At 70.8% G+C, this 17,456-nt stretch carries 18 protein-coding genes and 2 pseudogenes; 17 read left to right on the top strand and 3 right to left on the bottom strand.

Features of this window, described 5'->3' with window-relative positions; genetic code table 11:
- Nucleotides 1-8 precede the first annotated feature (8 nt).
- The 4 genes from ACIREO_RS12960 to ACIREO_RS12945 are packed head-to-tail and all read left to right on the top strand — an operon-like array spanning nucleotide 9 to nucleotide 5,077.
- Entirely contained in the window at nucleotides 9-536 is a 528-nt protein-coding gene (locus tag ACIREO_RS12960) for an isoprenylcysteine carboxyl methyltransferase family protein (RefSeq protein WP_404108163.1), read from the top strand.
- Nucleotides 533-1,546: an NAD(P)/FAD-dependent oxidoreductase gene (locus ACIREO_RS12955; RefSeq protein WP_404108160.1), complete on the top strand. Its 1,014-nt coding sequence runs from the start codon at nucleotides 533-535 to the stop codon at nucleotides 1,544-1,546. Before ACIREO_RS12960 ends, ACIREO_RS12955 begins: the two co-directional genes overlap by 4 nt.
- Nucleotides 1,547-1,589: 43 nt before the next feature.
- Nucleotides 1,590-2,417 carry a YqjF family protein gene (locus ACIREO_RS12950; protein ID WP_404108158.1) on the top strand — a complete coding sequence of 276 codons (828 nt, stop codon included), beginning with the start codon at nucleotides 1,590-1,592 and terminating at the stop codon, nucleotides 2,415-2,417.
- The gene (locus tag ACIREO_RS12945) at nucleotides 2,375-5,077 is read left to right on the top strand and encodes a SpoIIE family protein phosphatase (protein ID WP_404108155.1); all 2,703 of its coding nucleotides are present in this window, start codon (nucleotides 2,375-2,377) and stop codon (nucleotides 5,075-5,077) included. The genes ACIREO_RS12950 and ACIREO_RS12945 overlap by 43 nt, the downstream gene beginning before the upstream one ends.
- A 15-nt stretch (nucleotides 5,078-5,092) precedes the next feature.
- Here the strand turns inward: ACIREO_RS12945 and ACIREO_RS12940 are convergent, their stop codons facing one another.
- Both ACIREO_RS12940 and ACIREO_RS12935 read right to left on the bottom strand, forming a co-directional pair.
- Nucleotides 5,093-5,722, bottom strand: coding sequence for a class I SAM-dependent methyltransferase (locus ACIREO_RS12940; RefSeq protein ID WP_404108153.1), 630 nt, complete (start codon nucleotides 5,720-5,722; stop codon nucleotides 5,093-5,095).
- 24 nt (nucleotides 5,723-5,746) lie between these two features.
- Nucleotides 5,747-6,313: an SAM-dependent methyltransferase gene (locus tag ACIREO_RS12935; protein WP_404108151.1), complete on the bottom strand. Its 567-nt coding sequence runs from the start codon at nucleotides 6,311-6,313 to the stop codon at nucleotides 5,747-5,749.
- Between the two features lie 344 nt (nucleotides 6,314-6,657).
- On the opposite strand from ACIREO_RS12935, the gene ACIREO_RS12930 reads away from it, so the two are divergent.
- From ACIREO_RS12930 to ACIREO_RS12870, 13 genes and pseudogenes are all read left to right on the top strand, one after another.
- Nucleotides 6,658-7,419 (top strand): DeoR/GlpR family DNA-binding transcription regulator, encoded by a 762-nt coding sequence (locus tag ACIREO_RS12930; RefSeq protein ID WP_356707111.1) that lies wholly within the window; start codon nucleotides 6,658-6,660, stop codon nucleotides 7,417-7,419.
- A 214-nt stretch (nucleotides 7,420-7,633) separates the two neighbouring features.
- Complete coding sequence (locus tag ACIREO_RS12925) at nucleotides 7,634-8,992, top strand: ABC transporter substrate-binding protein (protein WP_404108148.1); 1,359 nt, start codon at nucleotides 7,634-7,636, stop codon at nucleotides 8,990-8,992.
- On the top strand, nucleotides 8,989-9,954 hold the full coding sequence (locus ACIREO_RS12920; RefSeq protein WP_404108146.1) for a carbohydrate ABC transporter permease: 966 nt from the start codon (nucleotides 8,989-8,991) through the stop codon (nucleotides 9,952-9,954). The genes ACIREO_RS12925 and ACIREO_RS12920 overlap by 4 nt, the downstream gene beginning before the upstream one ends.
- Entirely contained in the window at nucleotides 9,951-10,829 is an 879-nt protein-coding gene (locus ACIREO_RS12915) for a carbohydrate ABC transporter permease (protein WP_404108144.1), read from the top strand. The genes ACIREO_RS12920 and ACIREO_RS12915 overlap by 4 nt, the downstream gene beginning before the upstream one ends.
- A complete protein-coding gene (locus ACIREO_RS12910; RefSeq protein WP_404108141.1) occupies nucleotides 10,829-11,818 on the top strand; it encodes a zinc-dependent alcohol dehydrogenase family protein in 990 nt (329 codons plus the stop codon). The genes ACIREO_RS12915 and ACIREO_RS12910 overlap by 1 nt, the downstream gene beginning before the upstream one ends.
- On the top strand, nucleotides 11,815-12,729 hold the full coding sequence (locus ACIREO_RS12905) for a PfkB family carbohydrate kinase (protein ID WP_404108138.1): 915 nt from the start codon (nucleotides 11,815-11,817) through the stop codon (nucleotides 12,727-12,729). Before ACIREO_RS12910 ends, ACIREO_RS12905 begins: the two co-directional genes overlap by 4 nt.
- Nucleotides 12,684-13,223: pseudogene (locus tag ACIREO_RS12900) on the top strand (GAF domain-containing protein); the annotation flags it as partial. The gene ACIREO_RS12905 and the pseudogene ACIREO_RS12900, both read left to right, overlap by 46 nt.
- Nucleotides 13,222-13,641 (top strand): SpoIIE family protein phosphatase, encoded by a 420-nt coding sequence (locus tag ACIREO_RS12895; protein ID WP_404108135.1) that lies wholly within the window; start codon nucleotides 13,222-13,224, stop codon nucleotides 13,639-13,641. The pseudogene ACIREO_RS12900 and the gene ACIREO_RS12895, both read left to right, overlap by 2 nt.
- 168 nt (nucleotides 13,642-13,809) lie before the next feature.
- Nucleotides 13,810-14,232, top strand: a complete 423-nt coding sequence (locus tag ACIREO_RS12890; RefSeq protein WP_404108133.1) for a DUF6221 family protein — start codon at nucleotides 13,810-13,812, stop codon at nucleotides 14,230-14,232.
- A gap of 98 nt (nucleotides 14,233-14,330) precedes the next feature.
- Nucleotides 14,331-14,564 carry a hypothetical protein gene (locus tag ACIREO_RS12885; RefSeq protein ID WP_404108130.1) on the top strand — a complete coding sequence of 78 codons (234 nt, stop codon included), beginning with the start codon at nucleotides 14,331-14,333 and terminating at the stop codon, nucleotides 14,562-14,564.
- 338 nt (nucleotides 14,565-14,902) lie between these two features.
- Nucleotides 14,903-15,391 (top strand): lamin tail domain-containing protein, encoded by a 489-nt coding sequence (locus ACIREO_RS12880; protein WP_404108128.1) that lies wholly within the window; start codon nucleotides 14,903-14,905, stop codon nucleotides 15,389-15,391.
- A 148-nt stretch (nucleotides 15,392-15,539) separates the two neighbouring features.
- Complete coding sequence (locus tag ACIREO_RS12875) at nucleotides 15,540-16,037, top strand: peptidylprolyl isomerase (protein ID WP_404108125.1); 498 nt, start codon at nucleotides 15,540-15,542, stop codon at nucleotides 16,035-16,037.
- A 198-nt stretch (nucleotides 16,038-16,235) separates the two neighbouring features.
- Nucleotides 16,236-16,325, top strand: a pseudogene (locus tag ACIREO_RS12870) (oxidoreductase); the annotation flags it as partial.
- Nucleotides 16,326-16,396: 71 nt separating this feature from the next.
- On the opposite strand, the gene ACIREO_RS12865 reads toward ACIREO_RS12870, so the two are convergent.
- Nucleotides 16,397-16,999, bottom strand: coding sequence for a PH domain-containing protein (locus ACIREO_RS12865; protein ID WP_404108122.1), 603 nt, complete (start codon nucleotides 16,997-16,999; stop codon nucleotides 16,397-16,399).
- Nucleotides 17,000-17,456: the final 457 nt, after the last annotated feature.

The raw sequence follows: 17,456 nt of genomic DNA, 5'->3' as shown, positions 1-17,456 counted from the left end.
AGGAACACATGATCTGGTACATGGCCCTCGTGCTGGCCGTCGCCGCCGAACGGCAGGCCGAGCTCGTGGTGGCGCTGCGCAACGCCCGCTGGAGCCTGGCCCGGGGCGGCACCGAGGCGGGCCGCGGTCACTACCCGGTGATGGTGGCCCTGCACACCGGACTGCTCGCCGCGTGCCTCGCCGAGGCATGGCTGGCAGGCCGCCCGTTCGTGCCCTGGTTCGGCTGGGCCATGGTGGCGGTGGTGGCCGCCGCGCAAGGACTGCGCTGGTGGTGCGTCCGCACGCTCGGGCGCCGCTGGAACACCCGGGTCATCGTCGTCCCCGGTCTGCCCCTGGTGACCGGAGGGCCCTACCGGTGGCTGCGTCACCCGAACTATGTGGCGGTCGCCGCCGAAGGGGCCGCTCTGCCGCTGGTCCACGGAGCCTGGGTGACCGCCGTCCTGTTCACCGTGGGCAACGCGGCGCTCATGACCGTACGCATCCGGTGCGAGGACTGCGCGCTGGCCCGCTTCGCGGGAGCGGACGCACCCGCGTGATCGACATCCTGGTGGCGGGCGGCGGGCCGGCCGGCCTGGCGGCTGCGATCCGGGCCGCCATGGCCGGCCTGGAGGCCGTCGTGCTCGAACCCCGCCCGACACCCGTGGACAAGGCCTGCGGCGAGGGAATCATGCCCAGCGGGGTGGCTGCCCTGCGCGCGCTGGGCGTCACCCCGGCAGGCAGCGAACTCCGGGGGATCAGGTACGTCGAGGGCCCCCGGCAGGCCGAGGCGGCCTTCCGGGGCGGCCCCGGGCTCGGCGTCCGCAGGACCGAGCTGCACACCGCCCTGCACCGGCGTGCCCAGGAGCTCGGGGTGCGCCTCGTCGCGGACCGGGCGGGGGAGGTGCGCCAGGGGCACGACAGCGTCACGACGGCGGGACTGACCGCCCGTTGGCTGATCGCCGCCGACGGACTGCACTCACCGCTGCGCCGCGAGCTCGGCCTGGAACGCCCCTGCACCGCACCCCGCAGATACGGGCAGCGCAGGCATTACCGGACCGCCCCCTGGACGGACCTCGTGGAAGTCCACTGGTCGCGTCACGGCGAGGCGTATGTGACGCCGGTGGGGGAGGGGCTGGTGGGTGTCGCCGTGCTCAGCCGCCACCGTGGCTCCCACGAGCAGCACCTCTCCGCGTTCCCCGCCCTGGCCCACAGGCTCCACGGCCTGGAGGCGGGCGCCGTACGCGGCGCCGGCCCGCTGCGCCGGAGCGCGAGCGCACCGGGAGCCGGCCGGATCCTGCTGGCCGGTGACGCGGCCGGCTACGTCGACGCGCTCACCGGCGAGGGCATCGCCCTCGCGGCGGCGACCGCGTCGGCGGCGGTCGACTGCATCGCCGAGGGACGCCCCGAGGCATACCCGGCGCGGTGGGCGCAACTCACGCGACGGCACCGGCTGCTCACCGGCGCGCTGCTGGGCGCCGCAGGACACCCTTGGACCGCCGGGCTGATCGTGCCCGCGGCCCAGCGGCTGCCCTCGCTGTTCGGCGCCGCGGTACGCGCCCTGCAGTAACCGCCTCCGGGAACAGGCCACCGCCCTCTGCCATTCTGTCCGGGTGCCGCCCTCACCGCGTACACCGCAGCCCATCACCCCCGATCCGCCGTACCCGGCGATGAACCCGCTGATGACGCAGTCCTGGCTGGACCTGGCGTTCCTGCACTGGGCGGCCGACCCCGGGGACGTGGCGCCGCTCCTGCCCGCCGGAACCGTGCCGGACACCCTGGACGGAGTCACCTACGTCGGACTGGTCGCCTTCCGGATGTACCGCGTCGGGTTGCTCGGCCTCCCAGGCATCCCCTACCTGGGCTCCTTCCCCGAGACCAATGTCCGGCTGTACTCGCGGGACGAGCACGGCAGACCCGGGGTGGCCTTCCGCTCGCTCGACGCCTCCAGACTGATCCCCGTGGCCGTCGCCCGGGCCGTCTTCCGACTGCCGTACATGTGGTCCCGAATGGAGGTGCGGCGCGAGGCCGACACCGTCACCTACACCAGCAGACGGCGCGTCCCCGGTCCCCGGGGTGCCCACAGCCGGATCGTGCTGCGCGCCGGCGAACGGATCGGGACGCCCAGCGAGCTCGAACACTTCCTGACCGCGCGGTGGGGGATACACAGCACGTTCTACGGGCGCCCGGTGTATCTCCGGAACGCACATCCCCGCTGGCCCCTGCACCGGGCGCGGCTCCTCGAGTGCGACGAGAGCCTGGTGACGGCGGCAGGGCTGCCCGCGCCCGCCGGGGAGCCGGTGAGCGTGCTGTACTCACCCGGAGTCCCGGTGCGCTTCGGCCGCCCGCGAGGCCGGCGGGGCGGCGAGGAAGCGGCAAGCCGTGTAGAAAGGGGGACATGGCCGGACGCTACGGCCGCCCGCGTCCGTTTCTCCGAATGAGAAGCCTCGCTGGTCAGGTCTTTCTCCTGCAGGTGGCGATCGTGGTGCTGCTCGTCGCTGCATCCGTGGCGGCGCTCGTGCTGCAGTCCCGGGCCGACAGCGAACGCGAAGCCCGGAATCGCTCGGTCGCCGTGGCCGAGACCTTCGCGAACGCCCCCGGTGTGGAAGCGGCTCTGCGGAGCCCCGATCCCACCGCGGTGCTCCAGCCGAGGGCGGAGGCGGCGCGGAAGGGATCCGGGGTCGACTTCATCGTCGTCATGAACCTCGAATCCGTCCGCTACACCCATCCGCTGCCCGACAGGATCGGCAAGAAGTTCGTCGGCACCGTGGAACCCGCCCTGGACGGCCGGGTCGTCACCGAGAAGGTCGACGGGACCATCGGGCCGCTCGTCCAGGCCGTGGTGCCCGTGACCGGCGCGGGCGGCGAAGCCGTGGGCCTGGTGTCCGCGGGCATCACCATCAAGAACGTCAGCGGGGTCGCCGAGGGCCAGTTCCCCCTCCTGTTCGGCTCGGCCGCGGGGATCCTGCTGCTCGCCCTGGGAGGCACCGCACTCGTCACCCGACGCCTGAACCGCCAGACCCACGGACTCGGCCCGACCGAGATGACCCGGATGTACGAGCACCACGACGCCGTTCTGCACGCCGTGCGGGAGGGCGTGCTCATCGCCGGTGGCGAAGGGCGGCTGCTGCTGGCCAACGACGAGGCACGAAGGCTCCTGCGCCTTCCCCCGGACGTCGAGGGCACGCCCGTCGCGGAGCTGGGGCTCGACCCGGTCACCACCGAGCTGCTGGTCTCGGGGCGCAGCGCGACCGACGAGGTGCACTCCGTGGGCGACCGCGTCCTGGCCATCAGCCAGCGGGCCACGGACAGGCACGGCGGTCCGCCCGGCAGCGTGACGACCCTGCGGGACACCACGGAGCTGCAGGCCCTCACGGGCAGGGCCGCCATGGCACGCGGCAGGCTGAAGCTCCTCTACGACGCGGGCACGGAGATCGGCACCGCCCTGGATGTCGTACGCACGTGCGAGGAGCTGGCGGACTTCGCCACGAAACGGTTCGCCGACTACGCCACCGTGGATCTGGCCGAGGGCGTGCTGCGCGGCGAGGAACCCACGACCGTCAGCGCCACCACGGACGGCCTGCGCCGCTCGGCCTTCAGCGGACCCCGCGACGACACGGGACTCCACCCGCTGGGCTCCATGATCGGCTTTCTGCCGACCACGGACCTCGGGGCCGGCCTGCTCAGGGGCGAAGCCGTCCTCGACACCGATCTGCCGCGTCGCGCCGGCTGGCAGCAGCAGAACCCGGAACGCGCCGAACGCATCGTGGAGAGCGGATTCCACTCGCTGATGGCCGTCCCCATGCGGGCCAGGGGCGTGGTTCTCGGCGCGGCCCTGTTCTGGCGGGCTCAGACCCCCGAGCCGTTCGAGGAGGAGGACCTGTCCGTCGCGGAGGAGCTCGTCGCCCGCGCCGCGGTGAGCATCGACAACGCGCGCCGCTACTCGCGTGAGCACAACGTGGCGGTGACCCTGCAGCGCAGCCTGCTGCCGCAGGGGCTCCCGGACCAGAGCGCCATCGACGCCGCCTACCGGTACCTCCCCGCACAGGCGGGGCTCGGCGGGCTGGGCGGTGTGGGCGGCGACTGGTTCGACATCATCCCGCTGCCCGGCGCCCGGGTCGCACTCGTGGTCGGGGACGTGGTCGGGCACGGACTGCACGCCGCCGCCACGATGGGGCGCCTGCGCACGGCGGTCCACAACTTCTCGACCCTGGACCTGCCCCCCGACGAGCTGCTGTGGCACCTCGACGAGCTCGTCGCCCGCATCGACCAGGACGAGTCGGTCGAAGGCTCGGAAGGAGCAGGCGTCACCGGGGCCACCTGCATCTACGCGATCTACGACCCTGCGTCCGGGCACTGCACCATGGCGCGGGCCGGTCACCTCCAGCCGGTGATCATCAGCGCGGACGGCGTGGCCGCGTTCGCCGATGTGCCCGGTGGCCCGCCTCTGGGGCTCGGCGGAATGCCCTTCGAGACCCTCGACCTGGAGCTTCCGGAGGACAGCCGTCTGGTGCTCTACACGGACGGCCTCGTCGAGGACCGGCACCGCGACATCGACGAGGGGCTGGAACTCCTGCGCGACACCCTGTCCGGACACCCCGACCGGACCCCGGAGGAGACCTGTCAGGCCGTCCTCCGCGTCCTGGTCCCCGCCAAGGCCCGTGACGACATCGCGCTGCTCGTCGGGCGGACCCGCCGCCTCGCCCCCGAGAACGTCGCCGAATGGGACGTGCCCTCCGACCCGTCGGCGGTCGCGCGGATCCGCTCCGAGGTGTCCCGCATGCTGACCGAGTGGAATCTGGTCGAGGAGGCGTTCACGACCGAGCTGATCCTCAGCGAACTGGTCACCAACTCCATCCGCTACGCCAACGGCCCCATCGGCGTGCGGCTGATCCGCGACAGGACGCTCATCTGCGAGGTGTCCGACCGCAGCAGCACCTCGCCCCATCTGCGCCAGGCGGCCAGCATGGACGAAGGCGGCAGGGGACTGTTCCTCGTCGCCCAGCTGGCCGAACGCTGGGGCACCCGCTACACCGAAGACGGCGGCAAGGTCATCTGGACGGAACAGCTGCTGCAGCCGGAGATCAACGGCCCGGGATGACGCGGCACCGGCAGGTCACCGGCGGCACTCCAGGAACAGATGGGGTTCGGGAACCGCCCCCGGACGGTCCGGGGTGAACACGGTGTCGTACTCGTGTACGACGGTGAGCCCGACGTCGGTCGCCAGCGCTCTGAACGCCTCGGGTCCGAAGCTGGTCACCCGTACCTCCTGGCCCATGAAGACGGCGCTCACGCCCTCCACGTCCAGCGGCACGGTCGCCAGCACGAGATACCCGCCCGGCCTGAGCGCCCCCGCCAGGCGGTGCACGAGAGAGCGCTGCTCGTCGCGCGACATCTGCAGGAACGAGAAGTACACGCAGACCGCGTCGAAGCTCTCCTCCTCCAGAGTGACCTCGCGGATGTCGGCGCGGCGGAACGACGCCCCGGGAACGCGGCGGGACGCCAGGTCCACCATGACGGGCGAGACGTCGACCCCCAGCACCTCGTGGCCCGCGGCCGCCAGGGTGTGGGCGGTCGGCCTGCCCGTTCCGCTGCCGACGTCCAGAACCCTGCTGTGCGGATCCAGCCGCTCCAGCAGCCGGTTCAGCGAGTCCCGGTGCGCGGCCGAGCCGGCGAAGGCGGCCTCGTAGTCGGCCCCGATGGCGTCGAACGCCTCGGCTGCGGCGTGCTGGTGGCCCTCGGCCATGACGACGTCCCTTCCGGACAGTGGTTACGGGATACGGGCGACCGCGACATAGACGCCGCTCTCCTCCGGCCGGGGCGCCGGAGTGCCGCGGTACCACTCGGGGGCCGTCACCAGGCCGGGCTCGACGACGTCCAGGCCCTCGAAGAAGCCGGCGAACTCGGCACGGGTGCGCAACGCGAGCCGGATGCCGCCCTTGCCGTACTCGGCCGCGCCCTGCTCGCCGCGCTCGGGGTTCACGTCCGAGGCCCCCTGGGACAGCACCAGGTAGCTGCCCGTGGGCAGGGCGGCCGTCAGGGTGCGGACGCGTGCCCGAGGGTTCTGGTCGTCGGGAAGGAAGTGGAGCAGGCCCAGGAGTGAGAGAGCGACGGGGTGGTCGAAGTCCAGGAACTGGCTCACGCCCTCGCCGGCCAGCCAGGCGCGGGTCATGAAGGCACGGTTCTGGCACGCTCCGGCCTTCGCCTCTGCCGGCAGCTGCTGGGGCACCGCCCGGTCCGCCGGGTAGTTGTCCTTACCGCCGAGCAGTGAGTCGTAGACACGCGCCGAGTGGGGCCTGCCGGTGTCGATCGGGGGCCGGGATGTCCCAGTCGTCATGAAGAGCTCCGTCGCAGCTGGGGTGAACCGCTCCGCCCGCGAAGTCTGCCACAGCAACTCGCCGGTGGAAGGGAGCTGTTGGTGTCGCCCCATCTGATGCCTGTGTGACCGCTGACGGGCGCGAAACGGGCACCGTAACGGGCGAAGCAGGCGTTCGGCCGCTGCCGTACCGGCATCGCGGCACGGGCGACCAGCATGGGGAGCCGGAGTGAAACGGGCATGAACGGGCACAGCCTGTGGCGCGAAGAAGCTGGTCGTGGAGCCGTATCTGCTTGTACAAACAATGCGTGGGCCCGAACGGACGCTGGGCCCATGGCTGATTCGCACTAGTGCAGGGATGTGTCGTGGGCACCGAGGAACGCCGCCGAGGGATTCTCGAGACGGCCCGGCAGGACGGTTCGGTCGACGTGAACCGGCTGGCCGAACGGTTCGAGGTGGCCAAGGAGACCATCAGGCGTGACCTGCACACGCTCGAGGAGCACGGCCTCGTACGGCGTACGCACGGCGGCGCGTACCCGGTCGAGAGCGCCGGGTTCGAAACCACCCTGGCGATGCGCACCACCCACCACGTACCGCAGAAGTCACGGATCGCGACGGCCGCCGCCGAGCTGCTCGGTGACGCGGAGACGGTCTTCGTCGACGAGGGCTTCACTCCGCAGCTCATCGCTGAGGCCCTTCCCCGCGACCGGCCGCTGACGGTGGTCACCGCGTCCCTGGCCGTCGCCACGGTCCTGGCCGACTCGGAGAAGACCGCGGTGCTCCTGCTCGGCGGGCGTGTGCGCGGCAGCACCATGGCGACCGTCGACCACTGGGCCACCCGTATGCTCGCCGACTTCGTCATCGATCTGGCGTACGTGGGTGCGAACGGCATCTCCCGCCAGTACGGGCTGACGACCCCGGACCCGGCGGTCGGCGAGGTCAAGGCGCAGGCCATGCGCAGCGCCCGCCGCCGTGTCTTCGCCGGTGTCCACTCGAAGTTCGGAGCAGTGAGCTTCTGCCGCTTCGCCGGTGTCGGCGACTTCGAGGCCGTCGTCACCGACACCGGACTGCCCTCGGCGGAAGCCCAGCGCTACTCCCTGCTCGGCCCGAACGTGATCCGCGTCTGACACGACGGCGGGGACGGCCCCGCCGCCCCCGTCCCGTTCCCCCACTCCATTTCCCCCGCCCCTTCGTCCCCGTCCACCGTCCCCGCCTCCCCGCCCCCGCTCCCGTCCTCGTCATGAGGACACGGAGGGCAGCCCCGCCATGCCCGGAACCGTCAGGAGAACCGGAGGGCACGGGCACCGATCCCCGAGCCGCTACGACCGATCAGGAGAATCTATGCCCCACCAGCAACGACGCCGTGGGACCCGCGTGCGTGCGGTCGCGGGCACGGCAGTGATGGCCTTCCTAGCCGCCGGGTGCGCCGGAGCAGGCGGCACCGCGTTCGGTGGGGGTGACGCACTGAACGTACTGATGGTGAACAACCCGCAGATGCTGGAGCTGCAGAAGCTCACCGCCGAGCACTTCACCGAGGAGACCGGCATCAAGGTCCACTTCACGGTGCTCCCGGAGAACGACGTCCGCGACAAGATCAGCCAGGACTTCTCCAACCAGGCCGGCCAGTACGACGTGGGCACCATCAGCAACTTCGAAGTGCCCTTCTTCGCGAAGAACGACTGGCTGCACCCGCTCGACACCTACGCGGCGAAGGACACCGCCTTCGACCAGGACGACATCCTCGAACCCCTGAGGGAGTCACTCACCGCCGAGGGCAAGCTCTACGCAGAACCCTTCTACGGCGAGTCGTCCTTCCTCATGTACCGCAAGGACGTCTTCGAGGCGAAGGGGCTGACGATGCCCGCGCACCCCACCTGGAAGGAGGTGGCGGAACTCGCGGCCGGGGCGGACGGCGCCGAATCCGGGATGAAGGGCATCTGCCTGCGAGGGCTGCCGGGCTGGGGCGAGCTCATCGCCCCGCTGACCACCGTCGTCAACACCATGGGCGGCACCTGGTTCACGGAGGACTGGCAACCCCGGCTCACCTCACCGGAGTTCAAGAAGGCCACCAAGTTCTACGTCGACCTCGTGCGCAAGCACGGCGAGCGCGGCGCCTCCCAGTCCGGATACGCCGAGTGCCTCAACAACATGACGCAGGGCAAGACCGCCATGTGGTACGACGCCACGGCGGGCGCCGGTTCGCTGGAGGCGGCGGGCTCCCCGGTCAAGGGGAAGATCGGCTACGTGCCCGCGCCGGTCGAGGAGACCAAGAGCTCGGGCTGGCTCTACACCTGGGCCTGGGGCATCCAGAAGGCGTCCAAGAAGGCTGACGACGCCTGGAAGTTCGTCTCCTGGGCCTCCAGCAAGGAGTACGAGACGCTCGTCGGTGAATCCAGCGGCTGGTCCAACGCGCCGGCGGGCAAGCGGGCCTCCACCTACGACAACCCCGAATACCGCAAGGCGGCAGGTTCCTTCGCGGACGTCACCGAGCAGGCCATCTCCGGCGCCGACCCGAAGAACCCGGGTGTCCAGCCGCGCCCCGTGCCCGGGATCCAGTTCGTCGGCATCCCCGAGTTCACCGATCTCGGCACCAGGGTCGCGCAGGAGATCAGCGCGGCCATCGCCGGCCGCCAGTCCGTCGACAAGGCGCTGGCAGCTTCCCAGAAGCTGGCCGAACAGGTCGCCAAGGAGTACCGATGACCACAGCAGTCGGCACCACCCCCCAGTCGCCACCCCGGCCACCCGCCGCCCAGGCCCGTAAGAAGAGCCGCGCCCGGGCCTGGGCCACCAGGGCCCCGCTGCTCCCCGCGCTGGTCTTCCTGATCGTCGTCACCCAGCTGCCGTTCGTGGCGACCCTGGTGATCTCACTCTTCGACTGGAACTCCCTCAGCCCCGACAAACGCGCGTTCAACGGGCTCGACAACTACGCGTCCGTGTTCACCGACGCCGCGCTCCGCGACTCGGTCTTCACCACGATCCTGCTGACCGTGGGCGTCGTCCTCGCCACGGTGGTCATCGGACTGGCCCTCGCACTGCTCCTGGACCGTGCGTTCTTCGGCCGCGGTCTGGTCCGCACACTGCTCATCACGCCGTTCCTGATCGTGCCCGTATCCGCCGCGCTCCTGTGGAAGCACGCGCTCTACAACCCGGAGTACGGGCTCCTCAACGGCGCACTGAGCTGGGTCGGTGACCTCTTCGGTGACACGAACCCGGCCCAGCCCGACTGGATCGCGGAGATGCCGCTGCTCGCCGTGATCGCCGCACTGGTCTGGCAGTGGACGCCGTTCATGATGCTGATCCTGCTCGCGGGGCTCCAGAGCCGGCCCGCGGAGGTCGTCGAGGCGGCACGCCTCGACGGTGCGAGCCCCTGGCAGACCTTCCGCTATCTGACCCTGCCGCACCTGCGCAGGTACCTCGAACTCGGAGTGCTGCTCGGCGCCGTCTACATCGTGCAGAACTTCGACGCGGTGTTCACGATCACCGCGGGCGGCCTCGACACCGCCAACCTTCCGTACACGATCTACCAGACCTTCTACCAGGCCCACGAATACGGACTGGCGTCCGCCGCGGGAGTCGTGGTGGTGATCGGCACGATCATCATCGCCACCTTCGCGCTCCGGACCGTCTCGTCCCTCTTCAGTGAGGAGGCGAACCGCGCATGACCACTGCCACCGTCCCCGCGCCCGCCCCGTCCGTGCGACGCGTCCTGCGGCGGGCACGACGCCGCTCCACCGCGCTCGGCCTGCTCGCCTGGGCGGCAGGACTCGCCTTCTGCCTGCCCGCGCTGTGGATGCTGCTGACCTCGCTGCACGCGGAGTCGGACGCCGCGACCAACCCGCCCTCGGTCTTCGCGCCGCTCACCCTCGACGGCTACCGGGCCTTCTTCGGCGCCGACACCGGCGTCACGCCGTGGCCGCCGCTGCTCAACTCCCTGGGCGCGTCCTTCTTCTCCACGGTCCTGGTGCTCCTGCTGGCGCTCCCGGCGGCGTACGCCCTCTCCATCCGGCGCGTGCGCAAGTGGACCGACGTGATGTTCTTCTTCCTGTCCACGAAGATGCTGCCCGTCGTCGCAGGGCTCCTCCCGGTCTACCTGTTCGCCAAGAACGCCGGGATGCTCGACAACATCTGGCTCCTCGTCCTGCTCTACACCTCGATGAACCTGCCGATCGCGGTCTGGATGATGCAGTCCTTCCTCGCGGACGTGCCGGTGTCGGTGATCGAGGCCGCCCAGGTCGACGGCGCGAGGCTGCCGACCGTCCTGGCCCGGGTGGTCGCACCCATGGCCGCCCCAGGGATCGCGGCCACCGCGCTGATCTGCTTCATCTTCAGCTGGAACGAACTGCTCTTCGCACGGGTGCTCACCGGCGTCGTCGCCCAGACCGCCCCCGTCTTCCTCACCGGATTCGTCACCAGCCAGGGCCTCTTCCTGGCGCAGCTGTGTGCCGCGTCCGTCGTCGTGTCCCTGCCGGTGCTCGCCGCCGGCTACGCCGCCCAGGACAAACTCGTCCAGGGCCTGTCTCTCGGAGCAGTGAAATAATGCGGGCAGCCGTCGTCGAAGCACCCGGCAAGATCTCCGTCACCACCGTCCCCGACCCCACGCCCGGCCCCCGCGAGGTCGTCGTGTCCGTCGCCTCGTGCGGGCTGTGCGGCACCGATCTGCACATCCTGCAGGGCGAGTTCGCGCCCTCCCTGCCGCTCGTCCCCGGCCACGAGTTCGCCGGCGAGATCGTGGGCGTCGGACGTGACGTCACGGAACTGGCCGTCGGCGACCGAGTCGCCGTCGACCCCTCCCTGCACTGCCACGAGTGCCGTTACTGCCGCAGTGGACGCGGCAACCTCTGCGAACGCTGGGCCGCCATCGGTGTCACCGTCTCCGGCGGCGCCGCCGAGTACGCCGTGGCCCCCGTCGCCAACTGCGTGCGGCTGCCCGAGCACATCGACGTGAAGGACGCCGCCCTCATCGAGCCGCTGTCCTGTGCGGTCCGGGGTTACGACGTCCTGAGCAGCACCCTCGGCGCCGAGGTGCTGATCTACGGCTCCGGAACCATGGGCCTCATGATGCTGGAGCTCGCCAAGCGCACCGGGGCTGCGGGCGTGGACATCCTGGACGTCAACCCCGACCGCCTCGCCACGGCGGGCCTCCTCGGCTGCTCCCGGTCGGCGGCCGGCGCGGACGAACTGGAGCGGCCCGGCGGCTGGGACGTGGTCATCGACGCCACGGGAAACGCCGCCGCCATCCAGGACGGCCTGGGACGCGTCGCCAAGGGAGGGACCTTCCTCCAGTTCGGGGTCGCCGACTATGCGACGACGGCCGTCATCGAGCCGTACCGCATCTACAACCAGGAGATCACCATCACCGGCTCGATGGCCGTCCTGCACAGCTACGAACGTGCCGCCGCGCTCTTCGCCGCCGGAGTCCTCGACCCTGCCGTCTTCATCAGCGACCGGCTGCCGCTCGACCAGTACCCGCAGGCCATCGACCGCTTCAAGGCGGGCATCGGCCGCAAGATCGTGGTCGAGCCGTGACGGGCGGCCCGGGCGCCGTCCTCGTACTGGGAGAGGCCCTCGTTGACCTCGTACCCGTGGCCGGTGACGCCGGCGTACGGGCCGCCCAGTCCGGCGGGGCCCCGGCCAACGTCGCCGTCGGCCTGGTCACGCTCGGCACCCCGGCCTCGTTCGCCGGGGGACTGGGCGGCGACGGCTTCGCCCGCACGATCGAGGAGCGGATGCGGGCGGCCGGGGTCGACCTCACGCTGTGCGCGCGCTCCGGCCTGCCCACCGCGCTGGCGGTCGCCGAGCCCGGCGCGGGGGGCACGGGCTACCACTTCCACCTCCAGGACACGGCGACGTTCCGGCTGCCGGACCTGTCCGCCCGGGCGGCCGGCTTCGGGGCCGTGTACGTCGGCGGGCTCGCCGCCGTTGTGGAGCCCGCGGCGTCGGCCGTGCGGGCGGCCGCAACCGCGGCGGCCGAGCACTCCCTGCTCTTCGTGGACCCCAACGTCCGCCACGACCGCACTCTGGGCCCGGACCACGGTGCGGCGGCGCTGCGCGAACTGTGTGGCCTCGCACACGTCGTGAAGGCGAGCGACGAGGACCTGGAGCGCCTGTGGCCGGGGGCCGCTCCGGAGGAGACCTGCCGGAGCCTGGCGGCCGGAGGACGGCTGGTGGTCCTCACCCGGGGCGCCCGGGGCAGTACGGCGTACACCGCGACCGAGCCGCCCGTGTCCGTCGCCGCCACACCCGTCGAGGTCGTCAACACGATCGGCGCGGGGGACGCGTTCGCCGCGGGCCTGCTGAGCCGGATGGGAAGACACGGGTCCTTCACGGTGGCACAGGGTCCTGAGGAGGTGCGGGACATGCTGGCCTTCGCCTCCGAGGCGGCCGCCTCGGTGTGCGCGCGGACGGGCACGGAGCCCTCCGCCCCCGCCGGCATCTGACGGGACGCGCCGGACGTGGACATGCGCACCCGCGCGCGGGTGCGCATCCTGGCTGTGTGACCTGGAGCCCCGATGGCAGCCGAACGCCCGACGGACTGTCGCTGGTGCTCGCCCAGGCCGTGGTGAGCGCCGTCGACGCAGTCGGCGGCTATGCGGGCGCCGTGTACCTGCGCTCCCGGACCCCGGGCCTCCTCCTGATGGCAGTGCTCGCGGGGCTGTCCGTACCGCTGCTGCGTCCCTGGTGGCGGATGCACGTGAACCGTCCCTTGCCGGTGGCCGAGGCCTACCGGGCGAACCGGCCCGTCTACCTGGGTGACGCGGAGGAGGCCATGCGCCGGTTCCCGCAGCTGATGGCGGGCCTGCCCTTCCCCTTCGGGTCGCTCTACGTCCCCGTCTCCAGCGGGACCACACCGGTGGGGGTGCTCGTCGTACTGCGGTACGCCACCCGGGGCGTACCGGTCGGCGGCGCGGACCGCCGCCGGCTGGAGGCACTTGCCCAGCGGCTCGGCGCCGACATCGCCGCGCAGGACCGGCCGGCCGAGTGGGACGGCGAGCCCGTGCCCGTACGGCTGCCCTCGGACACCGCGCGGCAGATGCGCGTCGGACACTTCGAGTGGGACATGGGCAGCGGGGCCGTCACCGCGGACGACCGCACGCACGAGATCCTGTGCCACGACGGAACTGCGGCTCGATCCGGGAGCCGTTCTGGCCCTCTTCACGGACGGGCTCGTGGAGAAGTCCGGCACCGACATCGACGAGGGCATCGAGCGGCTGCGCAGCACCCTGGACGAGGTGGGACACATGCCGCTGGCCGAGACCGCCGACCGGGTCATCGGAGAGGCCCAGCAGGACGAGGACCGGCCCGACGACATCGCACTGCTGATGGCCGCCCGCCGGGATCCGTCCCGCTGAACACCGCCGGTCACAGCCCGGTGCGGTGTCCGTCATGCGGAACTCACCCCGTGCCGACTGCGCCCCGGGCGCGCGATTGAGGCATCCTCTGCTGGTCGGGCAGATCGGGCCCGCGGTGGTGGCTGGACCGTCCGCCGCGGTCTGTGACGGAGAAGGATTCGGAACCAGATGGCAGACAACTCGGACATGTTGGCCTTCGTGCGGGCACGCCTCGCCGAGGAGGAGGACATCGCGCGGGAAGCGGGCGGCGACGGCTGGCGGACTCCGGCCGAGGCGCCCGGCGAGGTGCACGACCGGACGAGCGGAATCGCGTTCGTCGTGCGGTCGCGTGGCTACGACCGGCACATCGCCTACCAGGACCCGGCACACACTCTGCGCCGCGTCGAGACCACCAGGGTCCTTCTTGACGAGTACGAGGAGATCGCGGTCCTGGACACCGACCGCCCGGCCCAGGACTTCACCTCGGGCCGCGCCGTCGGGCTGGGCTTCGTCGTCCGGCAGATGGCCGCCGAGCACGCGGGGCATCCCGACTACCGGGTCAAGTGGCTGCCCAGGTTCTCCCACTGGGGCCCACCCTCCCCGCCGGACTGAAGCCGGCCGGGGCCGAGTGCCGGAATGAGTACGGGGGAGCGGGGTGTCTGAGTATCCGGCCCGATCCCGGGACCGGCCCCCTCCGGTCGAATGGAGCCATGCCCACCGAAGCGCCGACGCGCCCCCGCATCCAGAACCTGGCCAGTGCCGGCACGGCGCTGGCCGTGACCCTGCTCCCGCTGGCCGTCGGCGTCCTGCTGGCCAGGACGATGGCGCTGGATCCGATGACATCCGTGAACGCGTTGGTCACCAGCGGCGGACAGCGCGCCCGTCTCGCCCCTTCGCGATGGGTGCTGAAGGCTCGAACGCGTGAGCTTCTATCCCGGCGGTAATGGAACCTCTGTCCAGAAAGCGCTGTCGCTTCTGTTACATGGATCCGCCTGGTCCGGACGGGGGCGCCAGGGGGAGCGGCCCCGAGGTGAACGGGGCGCCATGGCCAGGCCATCCTCCCCAGGAAGGGTCGGTGCAACGATCAACGGTTGACAGGTCTACGACTGTCGGCATCCGTGCCGGGTGCAGTCGTCTGTGACAGGAATGTCCGCACTTCGTCACACGGTCCAGGGCGTCTTTCGGCCACCTCGAAAGCGGGACAAAGTTTGCGTTCCCGGCACGACGCCGGGTCGGAAAACGCCCGGCACTTCGTTCCGGGCCCGCATGATGAGGGGTTTCCATGTCCCGTTCCGCACGACGGATCACCGCCACCGTTCTCGCCTCAGGCGCCCTGCTCGCCGCAGCGGCTCTTCCGGCAACGGCCGATGGCCGGGACCACGGCCACAACCGGCCGGCACAGCGCTCGACGGTCGTCCTGGGCAAGATCCAGCACGACAGCCCCGGCCGCGACAACGGCTCCAACCGCAGCCTGAACGCCGAGTGGGTCACCGTCACCAACACCGGCCGTCAATCCGTCAACCTCCGCGGCTGGACGCTCACCGACGAGAGCCGTCGCACGTACAAGTTCGACCTGCGGCTGCCCGCCCGCTCCTCCGTCCGCGTCCACACCGGTGTCGGCCGTGACACCAGGCACGACGTGTACCAGGACCGTCGCAGCTACGTGTGGGACAGCAGGGACACCGCCACGCTCCGGGACAACCGTGGGCACAAGGTCGACTCCGAGTCCTGGGGCCGGCACCGTGACGGCGGTCACCGCGGCAACCGCTGAACGCACCGGTAGGGGGAAGCGGCGTTCTCCCTGACTGAAACGGCGTACCACGGCTCACCCCCGTGGTACGCCGTACGCGTGCGGCGTGCAGCCGCCGTAGGGCGGGGGCTGTGCACGGGGAGGCGCCGGGTGATGTCAGGATGGGCTCATGACCATCAAGGCGTATTTCGACATCACCATCGACGACCAGCCCGCTGGGCGGATTGCGTTCAACCTCTTCGACGACGTGGTTCCCAAGACCGCGGAGAACTTCCGTGCGCTGGCCACCGGTGAGCAGGGCTTCGGCTACGCGGGCTCGCCGTTCCACCGGGTCATCCCGGACTTCATGCTCCAGGGCGGCGACTTCACCAACGGCAACGGCACCGGCGGCAAGAGCATCTACGGCGAGAAGTTCGCCGATGAGAACTTCACGCTGAAGCACAACAAGCCGGGTCTGCTCTCGATGGCCAACGCCGGCCCGAACAGCAACGGTTCGCAGTTCTTCATCACCACCGTCGTCACCCCGTGGCTGGACGGCAAGCACGTGGTGTTCGGCGAGGTCGCCGACGAGGCGAGCATGGAGCTCGTCCGCAAGATCGAGTCGCTCGGCTCCTCGACCGGCAAGACCAAGGCGAAGATCGCCGTCTCCGAGTCCGGCGTTCTCTGAGCCCACTCGACGGGGCTCCCGGCCGGTTCGCACGGGCCGGGAGCCCCGAGTCGTGCCATGGCCTGATCTGACCTGACCTGACCTGACCTGACCCGGCCGGGGAGCGGTGGAGCCCCGGGCGGCCGGAAGGCGTCCCGGACCGGGGAGTGCCAGGGGGAGACCCCGCGCACGGCGGGCACGGGACGGAATGACCGCACGGTGCGTACCGATCTCGCCGGCAGGACCGCTGTCGTGACCGGCTCCTCGCAGGGCATGGGGCTCGCCGTCACCACCGGGCCGGCCGGTGCGAAAACGCGCGCGGACCGGCTTGACTCCAATCGCGGGCCGTGGTCCCCGTAGACCGTCATTTCCTCGCTCTTCTACGCCGAGGCGCCCGCTCTTTTCGCACCGCCCTGGCCCAGGTCCCAGGGCTGGACGGTGTACTTCCCCGGGGCGAACCGCTCGACCGCGTCAACGATCAAGTCAGCTTGACCCGGCCGCCGTCGGCGCCAGAGGGAGTTGCCGAGCGAATACATCATCACCGCTCTCGGCCCGCCTGAGGCGTTCGGCTGCTCCGGAAGCGCGCCTGCCTTCAGCACCAGCAGCAGGTAGCTCCGCCTGCTGTTGAACCGGACCTTGTCGATATCGGCCCAGCGCACGGTCTCCGTGCGGCGGGTCCCCACCTTGCTGATACCCGTTGAGTCGATACGCAGGGCCGGATATCGCCACGCAAGCGCGAGCAGCGGCGGCAAGATCACCACTGCTGCTATCACCGGCAGTCCCACATATCCGCCGACGCCCGGCCAGCTCACGGCCCTCATGCCCTCACCCTCGATCAGCGCAGCGAACACAAATACCATGAGCCCTTCGACGATCACCAGGGCGAGCATGGCCGCGAGGAGCGCACCGAGGTAGGTCCCGCCGCGGCGCGCCCGCTCAGCGGGGAGCTCCAGCCCTTCGGTGGAACCGGGGGGTGTGGACATGATGCTTCCTTCGTCTGGGCCTCAGGCGGCGAGTGCACGTCTCACAACTCGGCGCTCGAGAAGCGTGGTTGGACATCCGATATGAACTGTCCGGCTGAAGCATCATGTCAGCACGATCGCGGGAAACGAGGAGGGGGCAGCGGTACGTCGCGCGTCGCCTGCGCCCACCACGCATGCTCAAAATGCCTTGGCCATTCACTCCATCGCCTGGGCATCTGCCGGTTCGGAAAAGGCTGCTGATGTACGCCGCGCTCAGGGTGCAGATCATCAACTTGCAGGTTCTGTAGCTTGAGTAGTGAGGAGAGTGACGCAAGACCGCCAGCTCTGTCTCCGTGCGTCCTACCTGCATGTCTTCACTTTTCCACGAAGCTGTGCTCAGTACCTCGCCACCGCACTGTTCGCCGGGACTGCGTCCGCCGTCGCCTGGGCCCGCAAGAGGTGGCAAGCCCGGCGTCCA

The sequence above is a fragment of the Streptomyces sp. NPDC102441 genome (genome assembly GCF_044765585.1).
Classification (GTDB): domain Bacteria; phylum Actinomycetota; class Actinomycetes; order Streptomycetales; family Streptomycetaceae; genus Streptomyces.
Note: the sequence above shows the minus strand (reverse complement) of the source record. Positions and strands in the feature narration are given on the sequence as shown.